Genomic DNA, 1,488 nt, shown 5'->3' on the forward strand with positions numbered 1-1,488 from the left:
CAGGCGCAGGGGCGGGCTCGGGCGCGGGCTCGACGGGCCCGAGCCACGCGTCGAGGTCCGCGCGGGTGCCGGCGAAGATGTTGAGGTCCACGTCGTCGGCGAACCCGGGGACCTCGCCGGTCTCCGAGCGCTGCCAGAACAGCCACTGGTCCCAGCCGCCGATCACGGGCAGCGTCGGCTGGGACACGCCGTACTCGGCGAGCCACAGCGGGTACTCGGCGAAGCGCGGGGTGTTGGCCATGCGGTCGATCCAGAAGTAGCGGTACGTGTAGAGGATCGGCGTGCGGCCGGTGCGGTGCGCGAGCGTGTCGAGGAAGACCTGCGTCCAGTCGGCGAGCTGCCGGGCGTCGAGCCCCTCGTCGGTCTCGAGGTCGAGCACGGGCGGCAGCTGCGGGCCGCCCACCGACTGCAGGCGGTCGGCGAACGCGTGGGCCTGCTGCGCGGGGTCCATCGCGGGGCGGGCCTTGTGGTAGCTGCCCACGAGCATCCCGGCGGCGCGCGCCTCGGCGATGTCGGCCTCGTAGTACCGGTTGGCCGGCCCGGTGCCCTCGGTGGCCTTGATGAAGGCGAAGGACTGTCCGGCCGCGGCGGCGGTGTGCCAGTCGACCCCGGCACCGTGCGGGTGCTGCCAGCTGGAGGCGTCGAGTCCCTGCGCGAGGCCGTGATAGACGGGGGAGAGCGGCACCTCGGCGTCGGCGCGGGGGGAGAGGACGACGACGAGGAGGCCGACCGAGAGAGCTGCTGCAGAGGCCAGGGCGACGAGGAGTCGGGGGAGGAGGGCGCGTCGCGCTGACGGTCCGGCAGTGGTCATGGGGTGAGTATGTGGCAACCACAACAGTCACACAAGCAACTCGCGCAACTTTTTCCACAACTGTCCAGTTCGGGCGGTCAGCCACGGCGCCGCTAGCCGGCGGTCGAGTGCGTAGAGGCGGGGTGGACCACAGGTGGGGGTGGCGTGGGTCACGGAATCACAACAACCTGTCACACGCTGTCCCACGCGTACGGTGACCTGCTTTTCTCACCTACTCTTAAGGCGATCCCACCGAACAGTCGGGAGTGCCCCTCATGACCGATGCCATCGACCTCACCACCCCTCGTTACCGGCAGGACCTCGTCACGGAAGTCGACGGTCCGGACGACGACCCGTTCCTCGAGGTGTCCGTCGCCGAGACCGTGGTGCTGGACGAGAACGGCGCGGACCGCGGGGTGCCGGAACTCCAGCTGCGCACCGGGGCGGACGGCATCACGCTCACCGACCGCGACCAGATCCTCCAGCTCCAGGCGATCATCAACCGGGCCGTCAACCAGTGGCGGACCTCCGCGTCGCATCTGGCCTGACGCCGCGGCGCGATCGGCCCGGCTGCGCTACTCGACCCGGATCCCCGCCTCGCCGATGAGGGCGAGCCCGACGCCCAAAACCTGTTCGGGTGAGATCAGCGCGCCCCGCAGCGCCGAGGCCCCACGCAGGTCCTCGAGGTCCGCGCCGCG

2 protein-coding genes are annotated in these 1,488 nt (G+C 71.0%); one reads left to right on the forward strand and one right to left on the reverse strand.

Translation table 11 applies throughout. The annotated features are described in order from the left end of the window. Positions 1 to 811: glycoside hydrolase family 25 protein (locus tag KHA85_RS16415; protein WP_213186623.1), on the reverse strand; the 811-nt coding region annotated here is incomplete at its 3' end. A 254-nt stretch (positions 812 to 1,065) separates the two neighbouring features. Between KHA85_RS16415 and KHA85_RS16420 the strand changes: the two genes are divergently transcribed. Continuing rightward, on the forward strand, positions 1,066 to 1,338 hold the full coding sequence (locus tag KHA85_RS16420) for a hypothetical protein (RefSeq protein WP_213186624.1): 273 nt from the start codon (positions 1,066 to 1,068) through the stop codon (positions 1,336 to 1,338). The last annotated feature ends 150 nt before the right edge of the window (positions 1,339 to 1,488 follow it).

It is taken from the genome of Dietzia massiliensis, assembly GCF_018390595.1.
Lineage (GTDB): Bacteria > Actinomycetota > Actinomycetes > Mycobacteriales > Mycobacteriaceae > Dietzia > Dietzia massiliensis.